18 protein-coding genes are annotated in these 20051 nt (G+C 71.9%); 14 read left to right on the top strand and 4 right to left on the bottom strand.

Annotated elements, in window-relative coordinates:
* Window positions 1–128: 128 nt before the first annotated feature.
* The 7 genes from QSK10_RS05920 (at window position 129) to QSK10_RS05890 (ending at window position 8951) form a co-directional block, all read left to right on the top strand.
* Window positions 129–1310 carry a cytochrome P450 gene (locus QSK10_RS05920; RefSeq protein WP_285661572.1) on the top strand — a complete coding sequence of 394 codons (1182 nt, stop codon included), beginning with the start codon at window positions 129–131 and terminating at the stop codon, window positions 1308–1310.
* Window positions 1311–1395: 85 nt separating this feature from the next.
* Window positions 1396–3864 carry an ATP-dependent Clp protease ATP-binding subunit gene (locus tag QSK10_RS05915; protein ID WP_285661571.1) on the top strand — a complete coding sequence of 823 codons (2469 nt, stop codon included), beginning with the start codon at window positions 1396–1398 and terminating at the stop codon, window positions 3862–3864.
* Window positions 3865–4237: 373 nt separating this feature from the next.
* Window positions 4238–5587 (top strand): glutamine synthetase family protein, encoded by a 1350-nt coding sequence (locus QSK10_RS05910; RefSeq protein WP_285661570.1) that lies wholly within the window; start codon window positions 4238–4240, stop codon window positions 5585–5587.
* Complete coding sequence (locus tag QSK10_RS05905; protein WP_285661569.1) at window positions 5588–6946, top strand: aldehyde dehydrogenase family protein; 1359 nt, start codon at window positions 5588–5590, stop codon at window positions 6944–6946.
* A 4-nt stretch (window positions 6947–6950) separates the two neighbouring features.
* Window positions 6951–7715 (top strand): 3-oxoacyl-ACP reductase, encoded by a 765-nt coding sequence (locus tag QSK10_RS05900; protein WP_285661568.1) that lies wholly within the window; start codon window positions 6951–6953, stop codon window positions 7713–7715.
* 11 nt (window positions 7716–7726) lie between these two features.
* Window positions 7727–8578: a gamma-glutamyl-gamma-aminobutyrate hydrolase family protein gene (locus QSK10_RS05895; RefSeq protein WP_285661567.1), complete on the top strand. Its 852-nt coding sequence runs from the start codon at window positions 7727–7729 to the stop codon at window positions 8576–8578.
* Entirely contained in the window at window positions 8499–8951 is a 453-nt protein-coding gene (locus QSK10_RS05890; RefSeq protein WP_285661566.1) for a hypothetical protein, read from the top strand. The genes QSK10_RS05895 and QSK10_RS05890 overlap by 80 nt, the downstream gene beginning before the upstream one ends.
* A gap of 2 nt (window positions 8952–8953) precedes the next feature.
* On the opposite strand, the gene QSK10_RS05885 is transcribed toward QSK10_RS05890, so the two are convergent.
* The 4 genes from QSK10_RS05885 to QSK10_RS05870 all read right to left on the bottom strand — a co-directional run bounded on the left by QSK10_RS05885 (window position 8954) and on the right by QSK10_RS05870 (window position 12276).
* A complete protein-coding gene (locus QSK10_RS05885) occupies window positions 8954–9214 on the bottom strand; it encodes a helix-turn-helix transcriptional regulator (protein WP_285661565.1) in 261 nt (86 codons plus the stop codon).
* The gene (locus QSK10_RS05880) at window positions 9214–10062 is read right to left on the bottom strand and encodes an ABC transporter permease (RefSeq protein ID WP_285661564.1); all 849 of its coding nucleotides are present in this window, start codon (window positions 10060–10062) and stop codon (window positions 9214–9216) included. Before QSK10_RS05880 ends, QSK10_RS05885 begins: the two co-directional genes overlap by 1 nt.
* Entirely contained in the window at window positions 10059–10925 is an 867-nt protein-coding gene (locus tag QSK10_RS05875) for an ABC transporter ATP-binding protein (RefSeq protein ID WP_285661563.1), read from the bottom strand. Before QSK10_RS05875 ends, QSK10_RS05880 begins: the two co-directional genes overlap by 4 nt.
* Before the next feature lie 259 nt (window positions 10926–11184).
* Entirely contained in the window at window positions 11185–12276 is a 1092-nt protein-coding gene (locus QSK10_RS05870; protein ID WP_285661562.1) for an LCP family protein, read from the bottom strand.
* A 264-nt stretch (window positions 12277–12540) separates the two neighbouring features.
* Between QSK10_RS05870 and QSK10_RS05865 the strand changes: the two genes are divergently transcribed.
* The 7 genes from QSK10_RS05865 (at window position 12541) to QSK10_RS05835 (ending at window position 20042) form a co-directional block, all read left to right on the top strand.
* Window positions 12541–13413, top strand: a complete 873-nt coding sequence (locus tag QSK10_RS05865; protein ID WP_285661561.1) for an SMP-30/gluconolactonase/LRE family protein — start codon at window positions 12541–12543, stop codon at window positions 13411–13413.
* Window positions 13414–13495: 82 nt separating this feature from the next.
* A complete protein-coding gene (gene tsaA, locus QSK10_RS05860; protein WP_285661560.1) occupies window positions 13496–13912 on the top strand; it encodes a tRNA (N6-threonylcarbamoyladenosine(37)-N6)-methyltransferase TrmO in 417 nt (138 codons plus the stop codon).
* Between the two features lie 113 nt (window positions 13913–14025).
* Complete coding sequence (locus QSK10_RS05855; protein WP_285661559.1) at window positions 14026–14871, top strand: sigma-70 family RNA polymerase sigma factor; 846 nt, start codon at window positions 14026–14028, stop codon at window positions 14869–14871.
* A gap of 25 nt (window positions 14872–14896) precedes the next feature.
* Window positions 14897–15250: a YciI family protein gene (locus tag QSK10_RS05850; protein ID WP_285661558.1), complete on the top strand. Its 354-nt coding sequence runs from the start codon at window positions 14897–14899 to the stop codon at window positions 15248–15250.
* Window positions 15251–15341: 91 nt separating this feature from the next.
* Window positions 15342–17111 (top strand): thioredoxin domain-containing protein, encoded by a 1770-nt coding sequence (locus tag QSK10_RS05845; RefSeq protein WP_285661557.1) that lies wholly within the window; start codon window positions 15342–15344, stop codon window positions 17109–17111.
* A 100-nt stretch (window positions 17112–17211) separates the two neighbouring features.
* Window positions 17212–19380, top strand: a complete 2169-nt coding sequence (locus tag QSK10_RS05840) for an asparagine synthase-related protein (protein ID WP_285661556.1) — start codon at window positions 17212–17214, stop codon at window positions 19378–19380.
* 86 nt (window positions 19381–19466) lie between these two features.
* A complete protein-coding gene (locus QSK10_RS05835; protein WP_285661555.1) occupies window positions 19467–20042 on the top strand; it encodes a hypothetical protein in 576 nt (191 codons plus the stop codon).
* Window positions 20043–20051: the final 9 nt, after the last annotated feature.

Genomic DNA, 20051 nt, shown 5'->3' with positions numbered 1-20051 from the left:
TGTGGCAACGTCGGTGATTGCCGTGGGGGCGGGCGCGGAGTTAGGTTGTGCGCGTCTCTTGCGGGAACCGTGGAGGGCGCTGGGGCGACTGTCCCGGGAGCCCACCTCTCACTGACAAGGAACCACCGATGACCGAGGCCACCATCCCCTTCCAGCGCCAGGGCTTCGACCCCGTGGCGGCCATCGGTGACCTTCGGCGGCGGCGGCCGGTCACCCGGCTGGAGGTGCCGATCGGCCCGCCCATCTGGCTGGTGACCCGCTACGAGGACGTCAAGGCGGTGCTGGGCGACACCGAGCGCTTCAGCAACGACTTCTCCAACATCACCGCGCTGGAGGAGGCGGGCATCTCGGTCGAGATGAACCCGGGCGGCCTGGGCTTCGCCGATCCGCCGGACCACACGCGCCTGCGCAAGCTGCTCACGCCGGAGTTCACCATGCGGCGGCTGAAGCGGCTGGTCCCGCGCATCGAGGCGATCGTGACCGAGGCCCTCGACGAGATGGAGCGGCGCGGCCCGGGCGTGGACCTGGTGGAGACCTTCGCGCTGCCGATCCCGGCGCTGGTGGTGTGCGAGCTGCTGGGCGTGCGCTACGAGGACCGGGTGGAATTCCTGCGGCACGCCGAGGACCGCTTCGACCTGTCCGGCGACATCCTGGCGTCCATCGGCGCGATGAGCCAGTCCCTGGACTACCTGGAGGACCTCGTCGCCCGCGAGCGCCGCGACCCCGGCGACGGCCTGCTGGGCGCGCTGCTGCGCGAGCACGGCGAGGACCTGGACGACCGTGAGCTGGCGGGCATCGCCGACGGCGTCCTGACCGGCGGGCACGACACGTCGACCTCGATGCTGGCCCTGGGCAGCCTGCACCTGCTGACCAACCCCGACCACGCCAAGACCATGGTCGGCGACGACGCCGACGCGCACGACCTGGTCGAGGAGCTGCTGCGGTACATGACCGTGGTGCAGGTGGCGTTCCCGCGCTTCGCGCGCGAGGACCTGACCGTCGGCGGGCAGGACATCGCCAAGGGCGACATGGTCCTGTGCTCGCTGTCCTCGGCCAACCGGGACGACGCGATCGGCGCGGGCCTGGAGGCGGTGGCGCCGGAGCGCTCGACCTCGTCCTCGCACATGGCCTTCGGTTACGGCATCCACCGCTGCGTGGGCGCCGAGCTGGCCCGGATGGAGCTGCGGATCGCCTACCCGGCGCTGCTGCGGCGCTTCCCGGGGCTGCGCATGGGCGTCCCCTTCGAGGACCTGCGCTTCCGTGAGCTGTCCATCGTCTACGGCGTGGAAAAGCTGCCCGTCGAGTGGTGAGTTTTTGTCGCCAATCCCCGCAAATCGCCCCGGCGGTCTGGGCACACTGAGGGCGTCCGGTCCGCGGCCACAGGGGGAGAACGCGATGACCAGCCCGTTCGGGTCCTTCGACGACATTGTCAACCGGTTCTTCGGCGGTGACCCGTTCGCGGCGCGGCCCGTGCAGCGCGCCGATCTGGGGCGCCTGCTGAGCACGCAGGCGCGGCGGCTGCTCACCGCGGCGGTGGAGGCCGCCCAGGAGTGGGGCAGTCCCGACGTCGACACCGAGCACCTGCTGTGGGCGGCCACCGAGAACGAGCCGACCCGCACGATGCTGGAGCAGTCGGGCGCCGACCCCGACGCGATGGGCGAGGCCATGAAGGCCGTGGTGGAGAAGGGCGACGAGCGCGACGGCACGCCCGCGCTGACCCCGGCGGCCAAACGCGCCATCCAGGACGCGCATACGCAGTCGCGCATGGCCGGGGCCAGCTACATCGGCCCCGAGCACATCCTGCTGGGCCTGGCCGCCAACCCCGAGACGGCCGCCGGGCGGGCGCTGCGGGCGATGGTGGAGGGCGACAACGCGCTCCCGTCGGGCCCGGCGAAGGAGTCCAGCACGCCCACCCTCGACCAGTACGGCCGCGACCTGACCGAGGAGGCCCGCGCGGGGAAGATCGACCCGGTCGTGGGCCGCGAGGAGGAGATCACCGACACCATCGAGGTCCTGTCGCGCCGCACGAAGAACAACCCGGTGCTGATCGGCGAACCGGGCGTCGGCAAGACCGCGATCGTGGAGGGCATCGCCCAGCGCATCGTCAACGGCGACGTCCCCGACACCCTCGCCGGGCGGCGCGTGGTGGTGCTGGACCTGGCGGGCATGGTGGCCGGCTCGAAGTACCGGGGCGAGTTCGAGGAGCGCTTGAAGAAGGTCATCGACGAGGTCAAGGACGCCGAGGGCGGCCTGGTGCTGTTCCTCGACGAGCTGCACACCCTCGTCGGGGCCGGTGGCGGCGGCGAGGGCTCGATGGACGCCGGGAACATGCTCAAGCCCGCGCTGGCGCGCGGTGAGCTGCACGTCGTCGGCGCCACCACCCTCGACGAGTACCGCAAGCACATCGAGAAGGACCCGGCGCTGGAGCGGCGCTTCCAGCCGATCCTGGTGCCGGAGCCGACCGTCGACGACACCGTGCTGATCCTGCACGGCCTGCGCGACCGCTACGAGGCCCACCACCAGGTCCGCTTCACCGACGAGGCGCTCGCGGCGGCGGCGTCGCTGTCGGCGCGCTACATCACCAACCGGTTCCTGCCGGACAAGGCCATCGACCTGGTGGACCAGGCGGGCGCGCGCGTCCGGTTGCGCTCGCGGACCCCGGCGCCGGACACGCGCGTGCTGGAGAAGAAGGTCGAGGACCTGCGGCGCGAGAAGGACTCGGCGGTGGCCGCCGAGGAGTACGAGCGCGCCTCGGCCCTCAAGGAGGACATCTCGGCCGCCGAGAAGGACCTGGCCGCCGAGCGCAAGTCCGCCGGTCCGGTGCCCGAGGTGGGCGTGGACGACATCGCCGAGGTCGTCGCCCGCCGCACCGGCATCCCGGTCTCGCAGCTGAACCAGGCGGAGAAGGAGCGCCTGATGCGGCTGGAGGACCACCTCCACGAGCGCGTCGTCGGGCAGGACGAGGCGGTGGTGGCCATCGCCGAGGCGGTGCGCCGGGCGCGGGCGGGCCTGTCGGACCCGAAGCGTCCCGACGGGTCCTTCATGTTCCTCGGGCCCACCGGCGTCGGCAAGACCGAGCTGGCGCGGGCCCTGGCCGAGGCGCTGTTCGGCGACGAGGGCGCGATGATCCGTTTCGACATGAGCGAGTTCCAGGAGAAGCACACCGTGTCCCGGCTCATCGGCGCCCCGCCCGGGTACGTCGGCTACGAAGAGGCCGGGCAGCTGACCGAGGCGGTCCGGCGGCGGCCGTACGCCGTCCTGCTGTTCGACGAGGTGGAGAAGGCCCACCCGGACGTGTTCAACACGCTGCTCCAGCTGCTCGACGACGGGCGGCTGACCGACAACCAGGGCCGCACGGTCGATTTCAGCAACACGATCGTGATCATGACCAGCAACGTCGGCGCCCAGCGCATCCTCGACGCGCAGGCCGCGGGCCAGTCGGTGGACTCGCTGCGCGACGAGCTCATGGACGCCCTCGGCCAGCGGTTCCGGCCGGAGTTCCTCAACCGCATCGACGAGATCATCGTGTTCACCGGGCTCGACAAGACGCAGCTGCGGCAGATCACCGAGCTGTTCGCCGACAAGACCCGCCGGCGGCTCAAGGCGCAGGACATCGACCTCCAGCTGGACGTGGCGGCGGTGGACTGGCTGGCCGACAAGGGGCACCAGCCGGAGTTCGGGGCGCGGCCGCTGCGGCGGACCATCCAGAAGGAGCTGGAGGGGCGGTTGTCGCAGCTGCTGCTGTCGGGAGAGGCGGGGGAGGGCGACACGATCGTGGCGAAGGTCGCCGACGGGGACCTGACGCTGACGGTGGAGAAGAAGGCGACGAAGGAGGCCGTGGACGCCGAGACGGCCTCGGTCTGAGGGCCCTCGCGCCGCACCGGGGCACTCCCGCACCACGCGCCCCGGTGATCGGCGGAAGAACCCGGTCAATCTGAAAAAAGCTCGCCAATCGGGGTTCATCGGGCCCCTGGGGTGCGACAATGAAATCGGAGCGGGACCTGCCGACGGGCAAGATCGAGCGAGTCTCATCGGCGCGATGCCGAAGGGACGCGTAAGCCGACAAGCCCCGCTTCGCTAATGCTCTACGAAAGGCCGGATCCACTGGGTCCGGCCTTTTCGCGTGGGCGCGCCGCTGCCGGACACTTCCCGCTGGAGCGCGCCATCCCCCCACGCCCGCCGATCTCCGACATACTGTTCCCCGCCGGAAAGACCCCCACCCGACGGAGGCATCCGAATGGACCGGCTCACCGAACAGCGCCTGCGCGATGACGTCGCCACCGGCAAGGTGGACACCGTCCTGCTCGCCCTCACCGACATGCAGGGCCGCCTCCAGGGCAAACGCCTGGCCGCCGCGCACTTCCTGGACGAGGTCCTGCCGCATGACGCCGAGGCCTGCGCCTACCTGCTGGCCGTCGACGTCGACATGAACACCGTCGACGGCTACCGCTCCAGCTCCTGGGAGACCGGCTACGGCGACTTCGTCCTGCGCCCCGACCTCGCCACGCTGCGGCCCGTGCCCTGGCAGGAGGGCACCGCGATGGTGCTGGCCGACCTCGCGTGGCCCGACGGGCGCGCCGTCCGCGAGTCGCCCCGGCAGATCCTGCGCGCCCAGCTCGACCGGCTCGCCGCGCGCGGGCTGACCGCGCAGGTCGGCACCGAACTGGAGTTCGTCGTCTACCGCGACTCCTACGAGGACGCCTGGCGCGCCGGATACCGCGACCTCACCCCCGCCAATCTCTACAATGTGGACTATTCGCTGCTCGGCACCGCCCGCGTCGAACCGCTGCTGCGCGCCATCCGCAACGCCATGGCCGCCGCCGGGATGACCGTGGAGTCGGCCAAGGGCGAATGCAACCTCGGCCAGCACGAGATCGCTTTCCGCTACGCCGACGCGCTGTCCACATGCGACAACCACGTGATCTACAAGAACGGCGCCAAGGAGATCGCCGCCGCCCAGGGCCGCGCGCTCACCTTCATGGCCAAGCCGAACCCGCGCGAGGGCAACTCCTGCCACATCCACTTCTCCCTCACCGAGGACGGCGAACCCGTCTTCGCCGGTGAGAACGGCCATGGACTGTCCACGCTCGCCGGGCACTTCCTCGCCGGGCTGCTGGCCGGGATGCGCGAACTCTCCCTCTGGTTCGCCCCCAACATCAACTCCTACAAGCGCTACGCCGCCGGGAGCTTCGCGCCCACCGCCGTGCGCTGGGGCGTGGACAACCGCACCTGCGCCCTCCGTCTCGTCGGGCACGGGCCCTCCATGCGCGTGGAGAACCGCGTCCCCGGCGGTGACGTCAACCCCTACCTCGCCGTCGCCGCGATGATCGCCGCCGGGCTGCACGGCGTCGAGCACGAACTGCGCCTGCCCGAACCCTTCGCGGGCAACGCGTACACCGCCGACGGCGACCGCGTCCCCACCTCTCTCCGCGACGCGCTCGCCCTGTGGGAGCACTCCTCGCTGGCCGCCGGCGCGTTCGGCGAGGACGTCGTCGCCCACTACGCCAACAACGCCCGGGTCGAACTGGCCGCCTATGACGCGGCCGTCACCGACTGGGAGCTGTACCGAGGATTCGAGAGGCTGTAAATGGAAACACTGCCGGTGGTCGACCCGGCCTCCGAAGAGGTCATCGTCGAAGTCGCCGCCGCGTCGGCGTCCGATGTGGACCTCGCCGTCGCCGACGCCGTCAAGGTCGCCGCCGCCTGGCGCGCCGTCGCGCCCGGCGAGCGGGCCCGCCTGCTGCGCCGCTTCGCCGCGCTGGTCGAGGAGCACGCCGAGGAACTGGCCCGGCTGGAGTCGCGCCAGGCCGGGCATCCCATCACCGCCGCCCGCTGGGAGGCCGGGAACGTCGCCGACGTCCTGAACTACTACGCCGGCGCGCCCGAACGGCACACCGGGCGCCAGATCCCGGTGCCGGGCGGGCTCGACGTGACCTTCCACGAGCCGCTCGGCGTGGTCGGCGTGATCGTCCCGTGGAACTTCCCCATGGTCATCACCATGTGGGGTGTGGCGCCCGCGCTGGCCGCCGGGAACGCCGTCATCGTCAAGCCCGCCGAGAGCACCCCGCTCACCGCCGTCCGGCTGGAGGCGCTGGCGCTGGAGGCCGGGCTGCCCGAGGGCGTCCTGCAGGTGCTGCCGGGACGCGGTGAGGTCGCCGGGGCCGCGCTGGCCGCGCATCCCGACGTCCGCAAGATCGTGTTCACCGGCTCGGTCGCCGTCGGCCGGGAGATCGCGCGGACCGCCGCGGCCACCATCAAGCGCGTGACGCTGGAGCTGGGCGGCAACAGCGCCAACATCGTCTTCGCCGACGCCGATCTGGCCCTGGCCGCCGCGAAGGCGCCCGGCGCGGTCTTCGACAACGCCGGGCAGGACTGCTGCGCGCGCTCCCGGATCCTGGTGCAGCGCGAGGTCTACGACGAGTTTCTGGCCCTGCTGGAACCGGCCGTGCGGGCGGTGCGCGTGGGCGATCCCGGCGACGAGGGCACCGAGATGGGGCCGCTGATCAGCGGCGGGCACCGCGACCGGGTCGCCGCGTACCTGACCCGGGAACCCGACTTCGCCGGGACCTGCCCGTCCGGGCCCGGCTTCTGGTTGCCGCCGGCGGCCTATGTGGACGTGGCCGCCGACGATCCCCTGTGGACCGAGGAGGTCTTCGGCCCGGTGGTCGCGGTGGCGCCCTTCGACGGCGAGGCCGACGCGATCGCCAAGGCCAACGCCACGCCCTACGGGCTGTCCGGCTCGATCTGGACCCGCGACACCGGGCGCGCCCTGCGCATGGCCCGCGCGGTCGAGGCGGGCAACCTGAGCGTCAACTCCAACTCCTCGGTGCGGTACTGGACGCCCTTCGGCGGCGTGAAACAGTCCGGGCTGGGCCGGGAGCTGGGGCCCGACGCCCTGGACGCCTTCTGCGACACCAAGAACGTCTTCATCGCCACCGAGGAGTAGTCACATGCAGCGACTGTCCGGCCGGGTCGCGGTCGTCACCGGCGCCGCCAGCGGCATCGGGCTGGCCACCGTCCGCCGATTCCGCGACGAGGGCGCCACCGTCGTCCTCGTCGACGTGGACGAGAAGGCGGGCGCGAAGGCCGCCGCGGAGGTGGGCGGGCGGTTCATCGCCGCCGACGTCACCAGCGAGGAGCAGGTCGAGGGCGTCTTCGCGGCCACCGTCGAGGCGTTCGGGCGGGTGGACGTGGCGTTCAACAACGCCGGGATCTCACCGCCCGACGACGACTCGATCCTGACCACCGGGCTGGACGCGTGGAAGCGCGTCCAGGAGGTGAACCTGACCTCGGTGTACCTGTGCTGCAAGGCGGTCATCCCGCGCATGCTGCGGCAGGGCAAGGGATCGATCATCAACACCGCCTCCTTCGTGGCGCGCATGGGCGCGGCGACCTCGCAGATCTCCTACACCGCCTCCAAGGGCGGCGTGCTGGCGATGAGCCGCGAGCTGGGCGTCCAGTTCGCCCGCGAGGGCATCCGCGTCAACGCGCTGTGCCCGGGGCCGGTCGACACCCCGCTGCTGCGGGAGCTGTTCGCCAAGGACCCCGAGCGCGCCGCCCGCCGCCTGGTGCACATCCCGATGGGCCGCTTCGCCCACGCCGAGGAAATCGCCGCCGCGGTGGCCTTCCTGGCCAGCGACGACGCCGGGTTCATCACGGCCTCGGAGTTCCTGGTGGACGGCGGCATCTCCGGCGCCTACGTGACACCACTGTGATCGGGGATGCTGTGAGAAGGCCCGTCATCGGGATCACCTGCTACACCGAGCGGGCCCGCTTCACCGCCTGGGACGTGCCCGCCAGCCTCCTCCCGCGCTCCTACGTGGACGCGGTGACGGCGGCCGGCGGGCAGCCCGTGATCCTGCCGCCCACCGGCGAGCCCGCCGGGCTGATCGGCGTCCTGGACGGCCTCATCGTCGCCGGTGGCGGCGACATCGACCCGGCCCGCTACGGCCGCGAGCCGCACGCGGCGACCGGCTACGTCCGCGACTTCCGGGACGCCGCCGAGTTCGCCCTCACCGGGGCCGCGCTGGCCGCCGGGCTGCCGTTCCTGGGCATCTGCCGGGGCATGCAGGTGCTGAACGTGCACCTGGGCGGCACCCTCCACCAGCACCTGCCCGACCACCTCGGGCACACCGGCCACGCGCCCGCGCCGGGGGAGTACGGGCGGCTGGCCGTCGACGTGCGTCCCGGGACGCTGCTGGCCGCCGTCACCGGCGCCGCCAGCTTCACGCCCGCCCACTACCACCACCAGGCCGCCGAGCGGCTCGGTGCCGGGCTGGTGGCCGCCGCGACCGCCGGGGACGGGTGCGTGGAGGCCGTCGAGCTGCCCGGCGGCTTCACCCTCGGCGTCCAGTGGCACCCCGAGGTCGGTGCCGCAATGGGAGTCGACGCCGACACCGGCCTGTTCGCCGCCTTCGTCGACGCCGCACGTGGACGAATACCCCACTTAGGACCAATCGGTCGCGTATCCTGCGCTCAAGGAGCGAGGGGGGAGAGGCATGCGCGTCCGCGACCTGGCCGTGTGGGGCGGTCTGGCCGCCCTGGGCGTCCTCGCCCTCGGGCTCGCGCTTCCGCGTGACAAAGAGCCCGACGGCGTCATCTGGCTGCACTTCACCGCCTCCGACGGCCGCTGCCTCAGCGACGACGGCTACGGGACGCTGCACATGAGCGACTGCGGCGGCGGCTCCGGGCAGATGTGGAAGATCGGCGGCCCGGGCGTCTTCTACGGCTTCGGCGAGCGCTGCCTCGTCGACGACTACGGCACGCCCACCACCGTCGGCGGCTGCCAGCCCTTCGGGGAGGCCGCCACCTGGACGCCGGAGATGCGCGCGGACGGCTCGGTGGCCTACCGCAACGACCTCTCCGGCGACTGCCTGGAGCCCGACGGCGACACCGTCGTCCTGCGCAAATGCGGTGACGGGCCCGGCTGGCGCCTGGAGCCCGTCACCTGAGCTCAGTTCTCGCTGCCGATGCGGGGGAACGGCTCGGTGGCGAAGACGATCTCCACCGCCACCTCGAAGTAGGCCGCTATCCGCATCGCCAGGTGGAGGCTCGGGCTGTACTCGCCGCGCTCCAGGTAGCCCACGGTCTGGTAGTGGACGCCGAGCGCCTCGGCGAGCTGCCTGCGGGAGACGCCCCTCTCGGCGCGCAACATCGCGATCCGGTTGTAGATCACCTCGCCGCCCACCGCTTTGGACTCCTTCCTGCCGGCCATCAGCCGACGCGCTGCATCGCTCGCTGCTGGCGTTCCGCCACCGCCGAACCAGATTCTCTGCGGGCGACCCGGCGCAGCAACATCGGGGCCAGCAGAAGTCCCAGGACGGTCCAGGCGCCCAGGACGGCGAACATCTCCAGGTGCCGCCAGGAGCCGCCGATCTCGATGGCCGCCATGGCGTCCGGCAGCAGGGACGCGCGCATCCCCAGGCCGAGCCAGTACATCGGGAAGACCTGCCCGATGGCCTGGACCCAGGTGGGCAGCGCGGTGATCGGGTAGAAGATCCCCGAGATCGCCACCAGGCCCATCGTGGGCAGCATGACCAGCGCCAGGGACTTCGGGTTGGAGAACAGCGCGCCCAGGGCCGCGCCGATCGGCGCGGTCGCGCCCACGCCCATGATGACCGTGGCCAGCAACAGGAGCCAGGAGCCGGGCCCGTCGAAGGCGACGTTCTCGAAGACGATGACGCCGGGGATGAGCACCAGCGCCAGCGAGAACAGCAGCTGGATGAGGCTCTCGACGATGATGCCGACGAAGTAGGCGGTCATGCCGCCGGGGACGGTCTTGGCGCGCAGCAGCGTCCCGTCCTCGCGTTCGACGGTGAGGGCCTGGACGATGCCGAGCATCCCGAAGAAGGTGATGTTCATGCCGATCATGCTCGGCAGCGACATCGAACCGAGGGAGACCTCGGTCCCGGGGATGCTGACGCCGCGCAGGAAGAAGATCACCACCATCGCGATGACCGAGGGGATGACGATTCCCGCCATCTCCTCGGGGGTGGTGAACGCGTGCCGCGCCTCGATCACGCCGCGCCGGGCGCCGATCTTGAGGGGAGCCCACCGCATCATCGCGCCGCCTCCTCGAACTCGCGGAGCGTCGTCTCGCCCGCGCCGGACTCGATCTCGTGCACCAGGCGCATGTAGGTCTCCTCAAGGCTCGCCCGCCGGACCTCCAGGTCCGTCACGGCGTCCCCGTGCTGCTTGAACAGGTCGCGCACGAACGCCGTCGGGTCGCTCGCGGCGTGCACGAAGCGCTCGCCGCCCAGACTCCACTTCACCTCGGCCTCGGTGGAGACCCGGCGCGAGAGCGCGTCGGCGGAGCCGTCGGCGATGATGCGGCCCCCGGCCAGGATCAGGATCCGGTCGGCGAGCTTCTCGGCCTCGTCCAGGTCGTGCGTGGTCAGCAGGATCGCGGTGTCCAGGTCGGCCAGCCGGTGCACGAGGTCGTGGAACTCGCGCCGGGCCTCGGGGTCGAAGCCGACCGTGGGCTCGTCCAGGAACAGCAGCTCGGGACGCCCGACGATGCCGATCGCGACGTCCAGGCGCCGCCGCTGCCCGCCCGACAGCCGCGAGACCCGCTGCTGGGCGTGCTCGGCCAGCCCGACGGTCCTGATCAGGTCGTCCACCGGCCACGGCTCGCGGAACGGGGCGTAGTAGGACGCGAAGTGCGCCAGCAGCTCGCGGACCTTCCAGCGGCCGTGATCGCGCCAGGACTGCAGGACGACGCCCAGCCGCGAGCGCCAGACCTCGTCGCCCCGGGCCGGATCGACGCCGAGGACGGTCACCTCGCCCGCCGAGCGCATCCGGAAGCCCTCCAGGATCTCGATGGTGGTGGTCTTGCCCGCCCCGTTGGGGCCGAGCAGCGTCACCACCTCGCCCTGGGCGATGGAGATGTCGACGCCCTTCAGGACGTCCTTTGTGCCGTAACGCATCCGCAGGTCCCGTACATCGAGGACCGCGGCGGACCGGGGTGGTGGTTCCGTCACGAGCTCGCCCTTCACTGCTCAGGTGTAGTGCTTACGCTTCAATGGATAGCACATGTACTACATCTCGTCCAAGGGCTGTGTCTTCATCGGGGACGCCGGATCGCTTGTGGCGTACCGGTTCGGGGCGGTTCGGGCGGGTGCGGACATGGCGAAGGCCCGGCCGCGGGTGATCTCCGCGGGCCGGGCCTTCGTCCAGGCTCTAGCGCTAACCGGTCTTGTTGACCCATTTCGGGTGGGTGACCGCCCAGTCCTCAAGGGTGTCGTTCTGGAGCGCGGTGAACAGCTCCTCGGCGGCCTTCTCCTGCTCGCCGGGCTGGATCACCACGTAGGAGGTGTCGCCGATCATCGCCGGTTCCGAGGGCACCTTCAGGGTGGTGATCTTGGTGGCGTCGATGCCCTTGAGTGCGAAGGCCAGGTCGACGGGGGTGCGGCCCTTGAGGTCGACCCGGATCTGGTCGCCGATCTTCTCGATCAGCGTGCCGACCTTGAAGGGATCGGTGATGTAGCCCTGCTCCTTGGCCTTCTTCAGCAGCTGCTTGATGAAGTGCTGCTGCATGCGCTGGCGGCCGTAGTCGCCGATGCCGTACTCCTCTTTCCAGCCCGGCGTGGTGGGGTCGTAGGCGTAGCGCTCGCGGACGATGCCCAGCGCGATCTCGGCGTCGTACTCCTTGCAGCCCTTCTTGACCTTGGTGCCCTGCGGGTGGGCGAGGGTCATGTCGAAGGGCACGCACAGCTCGACGCCGCCGAAGAGCTCGACGAGGTCGGCGAAGCCGCCGAAGTTGATCATCGCGGCGCCGTCGAAGCTCTTGAGACCGGTGCGGTCCATGAGGGTCTGGGCGAGGTTCTGCATGGCCTTGGCCATGTCCAGGCCGCCCGCGGCGAAGGCCGTGTTGATCTTTTCCTTGCAGGAGTTGTTGCCCCAGCCCGGTCCGCAGTCGGGGATCTGGACGTAGAGGTCGCGCGGGATGGAGATGATGTTGGCCGCGGTCAGATCCTTGTTGACGTGCAGGATCATGATCGAGTCCGACTGGGCCGAGACCCAGTCCTTGCGCATGTCGGAGCCGATGAGCAGCAGGTTGAGGGGGCCCTTGATGTCCTCGCCCGGCTGGTGGGCGTCGCAGTCGGCGAGCAGGCACTCCGTCGCCACGGCGTTGTTGACCTTATTGAGCATCACCTTGATGTAGGTGACCGTCCCGATCGAGGCGGCCATCAGCACCGCGCCCAGCCCGACCAGCACCTTCGCCCAGATCGGCGAGCGGCGGTTGGTGGCCCGCCGGGTGCCGCGTTTCCTGCTCATGCCCGCTCCTCACACTGTCGCCACGATCACAAATGGCGACCGGCCGCAAAATGCTACCCACGTCGGCTGAGAGCCCGTCGTTCCCGGTTGCCCTGCCAGCGATCTGTGGTGATTCGTGATGGTTTTCCGGTGTGATCACGGTTGATCCCGGTTCGCCGTCGCCGTCGTCGGCTCCCCGTCCATCGTCCCTTGTAGATCTGGGGAACCGTACCCGGGGCTTGCTATCTTTGGCCGACTTCGGAACCCGATCACTGGAGCGCGGCCATGTTCGAGCAGTACGTCATACCCGGTGACGGCGTGTTCCCCGAGGGGATCACCGAGGGAATCGGCCGGCATGAGTTCTATGTCTCAGCCTCGGCCGGTGGCGCGATCTACCGCGGTGACACCGGTCGGCGCGAGCTGGAGCCGTGGCTGCCCGGTGGTGAGGACGGCCGGGTCAGCACGCTCGGCCTCGCCCTGGACGGGCACGGGCGCATCTTGATCTGCGGCGGCCGGTCCAAGGCGTTCTACGCCTACAACCTCTCCAGTGGCGACCTGGAGGAGCGGCACGAGTACGCCGGTTTCCTGAACGACGTGTGCGTCCACGGCGGTTTCGCCTATCTGACCGATTCGCACAATCCACGCATCCTGCGCGCCGAGGTGGGCGAAAAGGGCGTGGGCGCGCCGGAATTGTGGCTCGACCTGTCCACCGAGGAGACCGATCCCTTCTTCAACGGGATCGTGCCGACGCCCGACGGCTCGGCGATCGTGTGGGCCGCGCAGGGCTCGCACCACTTGTGGCGGGCCGCCGTGTCCCAAACCCCGGGGTCGTCCGGGAAGGCCGAGATGATCGACGTCGGCGACCTCCTGATCGCCGGTGACGGCATGGTCTTCGTCGGCGACGTGCTCTACATCTGCGACAACACCGACGAAGCGGACGGTTCGGCGCGTTTCTGGCTGACCGCGCTGACCTCGTCCGACGGCTGGCGCTCGGCGGAACTGGCCGGAAGGTGGGAGCGCCCGGCCGCCGACACCCCGACCACCGTGGCCCACCGCGACGGGCGCCTGCTGCTGGTGAACTCCCAGTTCGTGGGCCGTGACAAGGGCACCGCGGCGGCGCCCTTCACGGTCTCGGCGGTTCCCCTGCCCACTGTCTGATCCTGTCCTTTCGTCACATCCGGCGCTCCTTCTCCGGTCAGATGGAGTGAACGCGTTCCCACCTGATCGGAGAAGAGCCGCGATGACCCACCGCAGTTACCCGCTGTACGCCATCGGCGTCGTGGAGTCCGTGCTGACCGAACCCGCCGAGGCGCCCCGGCAGTCCGACGAGGACGCCCCGCCCGCCTGGCTGGTGTTCGAGCCCGAACTGCGCTCCGGCCTGGCGGGCATCGAGGCCGGCGCGGAGGTCATCGTGCTCACCTGGCTCGACCGCGCCCGCCGCGACACCCTCACCGTCCATCCCCGCGGCGACCTGTCCCGTCCCCGCCAGGGCGTCTTCGCCACCCGCTCGCCGCACCGGCCCAACCCCATCGGCCTGCACCGGGTGAAGGTGTCCGAAGTGGACGGCCTGCGGCTGCGGGTGGACCACCTCGAAGCCGTCCACGGCACGCCCATCGTCGACGTGAAGCCCGTCCTGGGCGACCCCTCGGAGCGATGACCGACCCCTCGGCGAGTCGACTGACCCCCCAACAAGTCGATCTTGCCGGTCGGTCACACTTTCCCGGCCTCGCGCGTCAACAGGTTGACGCCGTCACCGCCGATTGGAGGGGCATGGACACCCTTGCCGAGCTCTTCGAGACCCACCGCCCGCGCCTTCAGGCCGTCGCCCGCCGCATCCTCGGCGCGCCCGCCGAGGCCGAGGACGCCGTCCAGGACGCCTGGCTGCGCGCCTCCCGCGCGGGCCTCGACGGCGTGGTCAACCCCGGCGGCTGGCTGACCACCATCGTCGCCCGCGTCGCGCTGAACATGCTGGAGTCGCGCAAGACCCGCCGCGAGGACCCCATCGACGACGTCGTCGCCGAGCCCGTGTCCCCCGCCGATCCCGCCTCCGCCGCCGTGCAGGACGACGAGATCGGCCGCGCCCTCAGCGTCGTCCTCGACGAGTTGTCGCCCTCCGAGCGCGTCGCCTTCGTCCTCCACGACCTCTTCGCCGTCCCCTTCGGCGAGATCGCCGCCATCATCGACCGCACCCCCACCACCACCCGCAAACTCGCCTCCCGGGGCCGCCAGCGCGTCCAGGGCGCCGGAATCCCCGACAGCGACGCCGGTGACCGCAAGGACGCCGTGACGGCCTTCCTCGCCGCCGCCCGCGGCGGCGACTTCGCCACCCTGCTCACCATCCTCGACCCCGACGTCGTCCTCACCTCCGACGCCGCCGCCGTCCTGCTCGGCACCCCCGAGAACCTCGTCGGCGCCTCCGCCGTCGGCGGCGTCTTCAACGGCCGCGCCTCCGCCGCCATCGTGTCCCTTGTGGACGGCCTGCCCGGCGCGGTGTGGAACGTCCGCGGCAAGCCCCGCGCGGTCCTCATGTTCTCCGTCGAAAATGGACGCATCACCGGCATCCACGCCATCGGCGAGGTCGACTCCGTCGATATCGAGGAGCTCCCGGCGTCATAGACCCGAGAGAAGGGAAGCCGACACCATGCCCCGCTACCTGTTCCTCGGCTACGCCGACACCGCCACCGAACGCGCCATGACCCCAGCCGAACTCGACGCCGTCATCGACGCGCACAGCGCCTTCGCCGCCGAAATGCGCGCCGAAGGCCGCCTGCACGCCGGTGCCGGCCTCGCCGACCCCAAAACCGCCACCACCGTCCGCCGCACCCCCGCCGGCACCCCCGACGTCGTCACCGACGGCCCCTTCACCGAGCTCGCCGAACAGATCGGCGGGCTCTACATCCTGGAGTGCGCCGACCGCGAGGAGGCCCTCGCCCTGGCCCGGCGGATCCCGTACAGCGCGACACTGACGGTGGAGGTGCGGGAGGTCGTGGCGTGACGGGCGCGCCGGGCGGCGGTCACGGCCGCCCGACGCGAACGGGCCGCGCCAAGTCGGGCCCGCCGTCACCTTCGCGTGAGAGGCTGGCCCCATGAACCGCCTCGCCTCCTCCCTCTCGCCCTACCTCCAGCAGCACGCCGCCAACCCCGTCGACTGGCGCGAGTGGAGCGAGGAGACCCTCGCCGAGGCGAAGGCGCTGGACAAACCGCTGTTCATCTCCGTCGGTTACGCCGCCTGCCACTGGTGCCATGTGATGGCGCACGAGTCCTTCGAGGACGCCGAGATCGCCGCGCTGGTCAACGAGTTCACCGTGCCGGTGAAGGTCGACCGGGAGGAGCGGCCGGACGTCGACGCGGTGTACATGCAGGCCACGATCGCCATCGCGGGGCAGGGCGGGTGGCCGATGACGGTCTTCGCGGCGCCGGATGGGACGCCGTTCTTCGCGGGCACGTACTTCCCGCGTGAGCACTTCGCGCGGCTGGTGAACGCGGTGGGGACGGCGTGGGCGACGCAGCGTTCGGATCTGATGGAGCAGGGGAAGGCGGTCGTGCAGGCGTGCGCGACGGGTGGGCCGGTGCTGGCCGACGTGAGCGATTCGTGCCCGATCGACGGGCCGTGCCCGGCGGGGGCGCCGATCGAGGCGGGGGTGCTGGACGCGGCGGCGGAGCAGGTCGCGCGGGCCTTCGACCGGGCGCACGGGGGGTTCGGCGGGGCGCCGAAGTTCCCGACGGCGCCGGTGCTGGACTTCCTGCTGCGGCAGCACGCGCGCACCGGTGAGGCCGCGTCGCTGATGGTGGTGGAGCGGACCGCCGAGGCGATGGCGCGGGGCGGCATCTACGACCAGCTCGGCGGGGGGTACGCCAGGTACAGCGTGGACGCCGCGTGGGTCGTGCCGCACTTCGAGAAGATGCTCTACGACAACGCGCTGCTCCTCGACCTGCACACGCGCCTGGACGGGCCGCTGCACCGGCGGGTCGCGGGTGAGGTCGCGCGGTTCATCGTGGACGGCCTGGGCACCGCCGAAGGCGGGTTCGCCTCGGCCTTCGACGCCGACACCGACGGCGTCGAGGGGCTCACCTACGTGTGGACGCCGGGGCAGCTCCTCGACGTGCTCGGCGAGGACGCCGAGTGGGCCGCGCGGCTGTTCGAGGTCACCCAGCAGGGGACCTTCGAGCACGGCGCGTCGGTGCTCCAGCTGCTCGCCGATCCCGACGACGAGGCGCGTTACGCCAGGGTCCGCGACCGGTTGCGCCTGGCGCGCGACGCGCGGCCGCAGCCCGGGCGGGACGACAAGGTGGTCGCGGCGTGGAACGCGCTGGCGGTCACCGCGCTGACCGAGTACGCGCGCGTCCACGGGCAGGAGTGGGCCGACCGGGCCGCCGAGCGGGCCGCCACGCTGCTGCACGAGCTGCACACCGTCGACGGCCGCCTGCGCCGGGTCTCCCGCGACGGCACCGCGGGTGCGGCGGCGGGCGTCCTGGAGGACTACGGCGCCACCGCCGTCGCCTACCTCGCCCGGCACCGCGCCACCGGCGAGGCGGTGTGGCTCGACCGCGCCAAGGTCCTCGTCGACGTCATCGACGCCCGCTTCGCCACCGGCGACGGCGGTTTCCACGACACCGCCGACGACGCCGAGGCCCTGGTCAGCCGCCCGTCCGACCCCACCGACGGGCCCACGCCCTCCGGCTGGGCGCTGGCCGCGCGCGCCTACGCCGAGTACGCCGAGACCACCGGCGACCCCTACTACCGGGACGCCGCCTACCGCGCGCTGGCGGTCGCCGAACCGGTGCTGACGCAGCACCCGAGGTTCGCCGGCGGGCTCGGCGTGGCCGCGGAGGTCATGCGGGGTCACCTGTTCTGAACCACCGGGCGTCACCCCATCGATGGATGAGCCGTTGTTGTAGCGATAGGACTACGATCGGTCGGCGCGGGTGGACGGTACGCCCGCGTGGGGGTTGCGCATGTCTGGAATCGCCGCCTGCCTGGAGGCGAACCGCTCCGTCCTGTCCGCGCTCGGCGAGGGGCTGACGGCCCGGGGGGCCGATCAGGTGCTCTGGCACGAGCGCGGCATCGGGCTCGTCGCGCGTGCCGGGCTGCCGTCCGTCCACGGTGTCGAGGGCCTGAAGGCCGTCGCCGACGGGGTGGTGGAGACGGGCACGCTCATGGCGCGCTACCTCGACGACGGGGGAGCGGCGCTGTTGGGCTCACCGCACCCGTTCGCGATGATCCTGGCCGACCCGGTGCGGCGCAGCCTGTCGCTGGTCCGCAACGGGGACGGGCCGACGCTCTACTACGCCGTCACCGAGGACGGGACGGTGCTCGCCGGATCGGAACCGGCGGCGCTGCTGGCGGCGGGTGTGCCCGCCGCGCCCGACCGCGAGGTCCTCGGCCGCTTCCTGGACACCGGGCTGTGCGACGAGTCCGAGGCGACCTTCTTCGCCGGGATCCGCCGCGTCCTGCCCAACCAGGTCGTCGAGGCGCGTTCGGGACGCGTCACCGTCACCGCCTCCCGCAGCCTCCAGGGCACCGCCTACGCCCCCGTCCCGGTGGCGCTGCGGTGGGCGGCGCGGGGTGAGCGCGTGGGCGTGCGCTTCGCGCAGGGCCTGCCGGGCGCGGCCCTGGTCGGCGCGGCGGTCAGCGCGCAGGCCGAGTACGCCGCCGACCTGGACGCGCCGCTGGCGGCCGTCCCGGTGTACAGCGCGGCCTACGCCGGTGACGACGAGCAGGACTACGTCGCGCGCGTGCTGGCCGAGCTGGAGCCGCGCGCGTACCTGCATCGCACGCTGCCCTTCGACGCGGTGTCCTTCGCGGCGGGCATCGCCGACTTCGTCCGCGACCTGGGCGAGCCGATGCCGGACGCGTCGTCGTTCACGCTGTGGGCCTCGGCCCGCGCCGCCGCCGGGGAGGTCGACGTCCTGCTCGACGCGGCGGGTGCCGAGCGGCTGCTGTCCACCGAGGACGCCCGCGCGGTCCGCCCCGGGCACCTCTCGCGGCTGGTGGACCGCGTCTCGGCGCGCTTCGGGGTCAGCGTCCGCACGCCCTACCCGGACGTGGCGGGCGCGGGGGAGAGCCTGCGCTGCGAGCTGGGCGCGTTCGTGCGCGCCACCCTGCCCGACCCGGCGCCGCGCCTGGCCGACGAGCTGCGCGAGGCCGTCCCGCTGCTGCCGCTGCTGACCACGGCGCGCGAGCACGTCTACCGCGTCTTCACCTCCCCGGCCTTCGCCGCGCGCCCGTGGGTGAACCAGCGGCGGGTCCTGCGCCAGTTCCAGGCCCTGCTGAACGGGCGCGGCGCCGAGGACCCCGCCTACTTCTGGCGGCTGTACGTCGTCGAGCTGTGGCTGCGCGCGCATCACCCGGCGGTGGCGCTGCCCAGGCAGCGCCTGCCGCGCAGCCGCACGGTGCGCGGGGGCGTCACGTGGCAGCGGCATCCGGTCAAGACGCGCTGGTTCGGTCCCGACGACGGCACGGCCGGGTTCGTCGACGCCGTCGCCTGGTACGTCGGCGAGCTCATGGACGGCGACGGTCCCGGCCGCCGGGTGCCCGACGGCGCGAAGCAGCCCTGGTACGCGCTGGTCTCGGCGCGCGCGGCGGCCGTCGCGCAGGGCCGCTGCACGCCCATGTGGGAGATCCGCCCCGGGCGCCTGGCGCGGCTGGCGGCGAACCTGACCAGCGCCGACGAGTGGTGCGCGCAGGTGGCCATCAAGGACGTCGGGCGCGGCCGGGTGCTGCGGGCGACGATCGCGGGCGCGTGCGGGCGGCTGTTGCGGCGTCCGCAGTGGTTCGACCGGACGCTCGGGTCGATCGCGGTGCGCGCGCTGCGCGGCCCGGCCGAGGGCGCTCCGGCGCCGCTGGACGTGGGCGTCCTGGCCCCGCCCCGGCAGCCGGGGCGGCTGAGCGCGCAGCTGGAGCAGGAGATCCGCGCCAAGCTCAGCGGGAGCGTGCGGGACAACTTCGGCGGCGTGTACCTGCTGACCGGTTCGGGGGCGGTGCTGGGCCGCTCGGTCGCCGACCGCTCGTGCGCGCCGGGGGAGGACGTCATCACCACGCTGCTCGCCGATGATCCGCTCGGCGCGCGGGACGCGGCCACGCCCTTGTGCATTGTGGTGCAAGAGCGGCAAAGCGCCCGGTGAGACCCTGATTTCCCCCTGAGAACCATGGCGTAATCAGGTCAGCCGTGTAACGCTGTAATCGTCGCAACTTGTTGTGGGAGGAAACGATGCAGCAGAACTCCGAATGGACGCAGCAGTACCCGTCCGGCGGCTGGCAGTACGCCGACCTGCCGCCCACCGACGACGCCTCGGCGTGGATCGCCGCGCGCGTGCCCGACGACTGGTTCGTGGGCGCGCCCGAGGTCCTCGCCGACCGCGACGAGATGATCATCATCGGCCGTCTCGCCGAACCCCAGGTGGAGGACGACGCCACCGACGCCGACCGCGCCGCCGCCGAGGAGGGCCGCATCTCGCGCTTCCGCGAGGGCACCCGCGAGCAGCGCATCGCCATCTCGCAGCAGATCACCCACCGCTTCCGCCGCAAGGCCAGCTGGGGCGCCTCCTGCGGATCGACGCGCGAGATCTTCACGCACATGACCGTCCCGGTGATGACGCGCCTGCGTCAGCCCGAGCGGTGGGTCCTGGACACCCTCGTCGACTCCGGTGTCGCCCGCTCCCGCTCCGACGCGCTGAGCTGGTGCGTGCGCCTGGTCGGCGAGCACGCCGACTCCTGGCTCGCCGAGCTGCGCGAGGCCATGACCACCGTCGACGAGCTGCGCCGCAAGGGCCCGGACATCCAGTAGCGCGGCGGC

Source organism: Actinorhabdospora filicis (genome assembly GCF_030269765.1).
GTDB lineage: Bacteria > Actinomycetota > Actinomycetes > Mycobacteriales > Micromonosporaceae > Actinorhabdospora > Actinorhabdospora filicis.
The sequence above is the reverse complement of the archived record's forward strand: the minus strand, read 5'-3'. Positions and strand labels throughout refer to the sequence as shown.

Coding starts and splice junctions, on each gene's coding strand:
- QSK10_RS05900 (WP_285661568.1), top strand. CDS start 6,951: ATGCAGCGACTGTCCGGCCGGGTCGCGGTCGTCACCGGCGCCGCCAGC.
- QSK10_RS05870 (WP_285661562.1), bottom strand. CDS start 12,276: ATGAGCAGGAAACGCGGCACCCGGCGGGCCACCAACCGCCGCTCGCCG.
- QSK10_RS05885 (WP_285661565.1), bottom strand. CDS start 9,214: ATGGCCGGCAGGAAGGAGTCCAAAGCGGTGGGCGGCGAGGTGATCTAC.
- QSK10_RS05915 (WP_285661571.1), top strand. CDS start 1,396: ATGACCAGCCCGTTCGGGTCCTTCGACGACATTGTCAACCGGTTCTTC.
- tsaA (WP_285661560.1), top strand. CDS start 13,496: ATGACCCACCGCAGTTACCCGCTGTACGCCATCGGCGTCGTGGAGTCC.
- QSK10_RS05840 (WP_285661556.1), top strand. CDS start 17,212: ATGTCTGGAATCGCCGCCTGCCTGGAGGCGAACCGCTCCGTCCTGTCC.
- QSK10_RS05920 (WP_285661572.1), top strand. CDS start 129: ATGACCGAGGCCACCATCCCCTTCCAGCGCCAGGGCTTCGACCCCGTG.
- QSK10_RS05850 (WP_285661558.1), top strand. CDS start 14,897: ATGCCCCGCTACCTGTTCCTCGGCTACGCCGACACCGCCACCGAACGC.
- QSK10_RS05835 (WP_285661555.1), top strand. CDS start 19,467: ATGCAGCAGAACTCCGAATGGACGCAGCAGTACCCGTCCGGCGGCTGG.
- QSK10_RS05875 (WP_285661563.1), bottom strand. CDS start 10,925: ATGCGTTACGGCACAAAGGACGTCCTGAAGGGCGTCGACATCTCCATC.
- QSK10_RS05845 (WP_285661557.1), top strand. CDS start 15,342: ATGAACCGCCTCGCCTCCTCCCTCTCGCCCTACCTCCAGCAGCACGCC.
- QSK10_RS05910 (WP_285661570.1), top strand. CDS start 4,238: ATGGACCGGCTCACCGAACAGCGCCTGCGCGATGACGTCGCCACCGGC.
- QSK10_RS05855 (WP_285661559.1), top strand. CDS start 14,026: ATGGACACCCTTGCCGAGCTCTTCGAGACCCACCGCCCGCGCCTTCAG.
- QSK10_RS05880 (WP_285661564.1), bottom strand. CDS start 10,062: ATGATGCGGTGGGCTCCCCTCAAGATCGGCGCCCGGCGCGGCGTGATC.
- QSK10_RS05905 (WP_285661569.1), top strand. CDS start 5,588: ATGGAAACACTGCCGGTGGTCGACCCGGCCTCCGAAGAGGTCATCGTC.
- QSK10_RS05865 (WP_285661561.1), top strand. CDS start 12,541: ATGTTCGAGCAGTACGTCATACCCGGTGACGGCGTGTTCCCCGAGGGG.
- QSK10_RS05890 (WP_285661566.1), top strand. CDS start 8,499: ATGCGCGTCCGCGACCTGGCCGTGTGGGGCGGTCTGGCCGCCCTGGGC.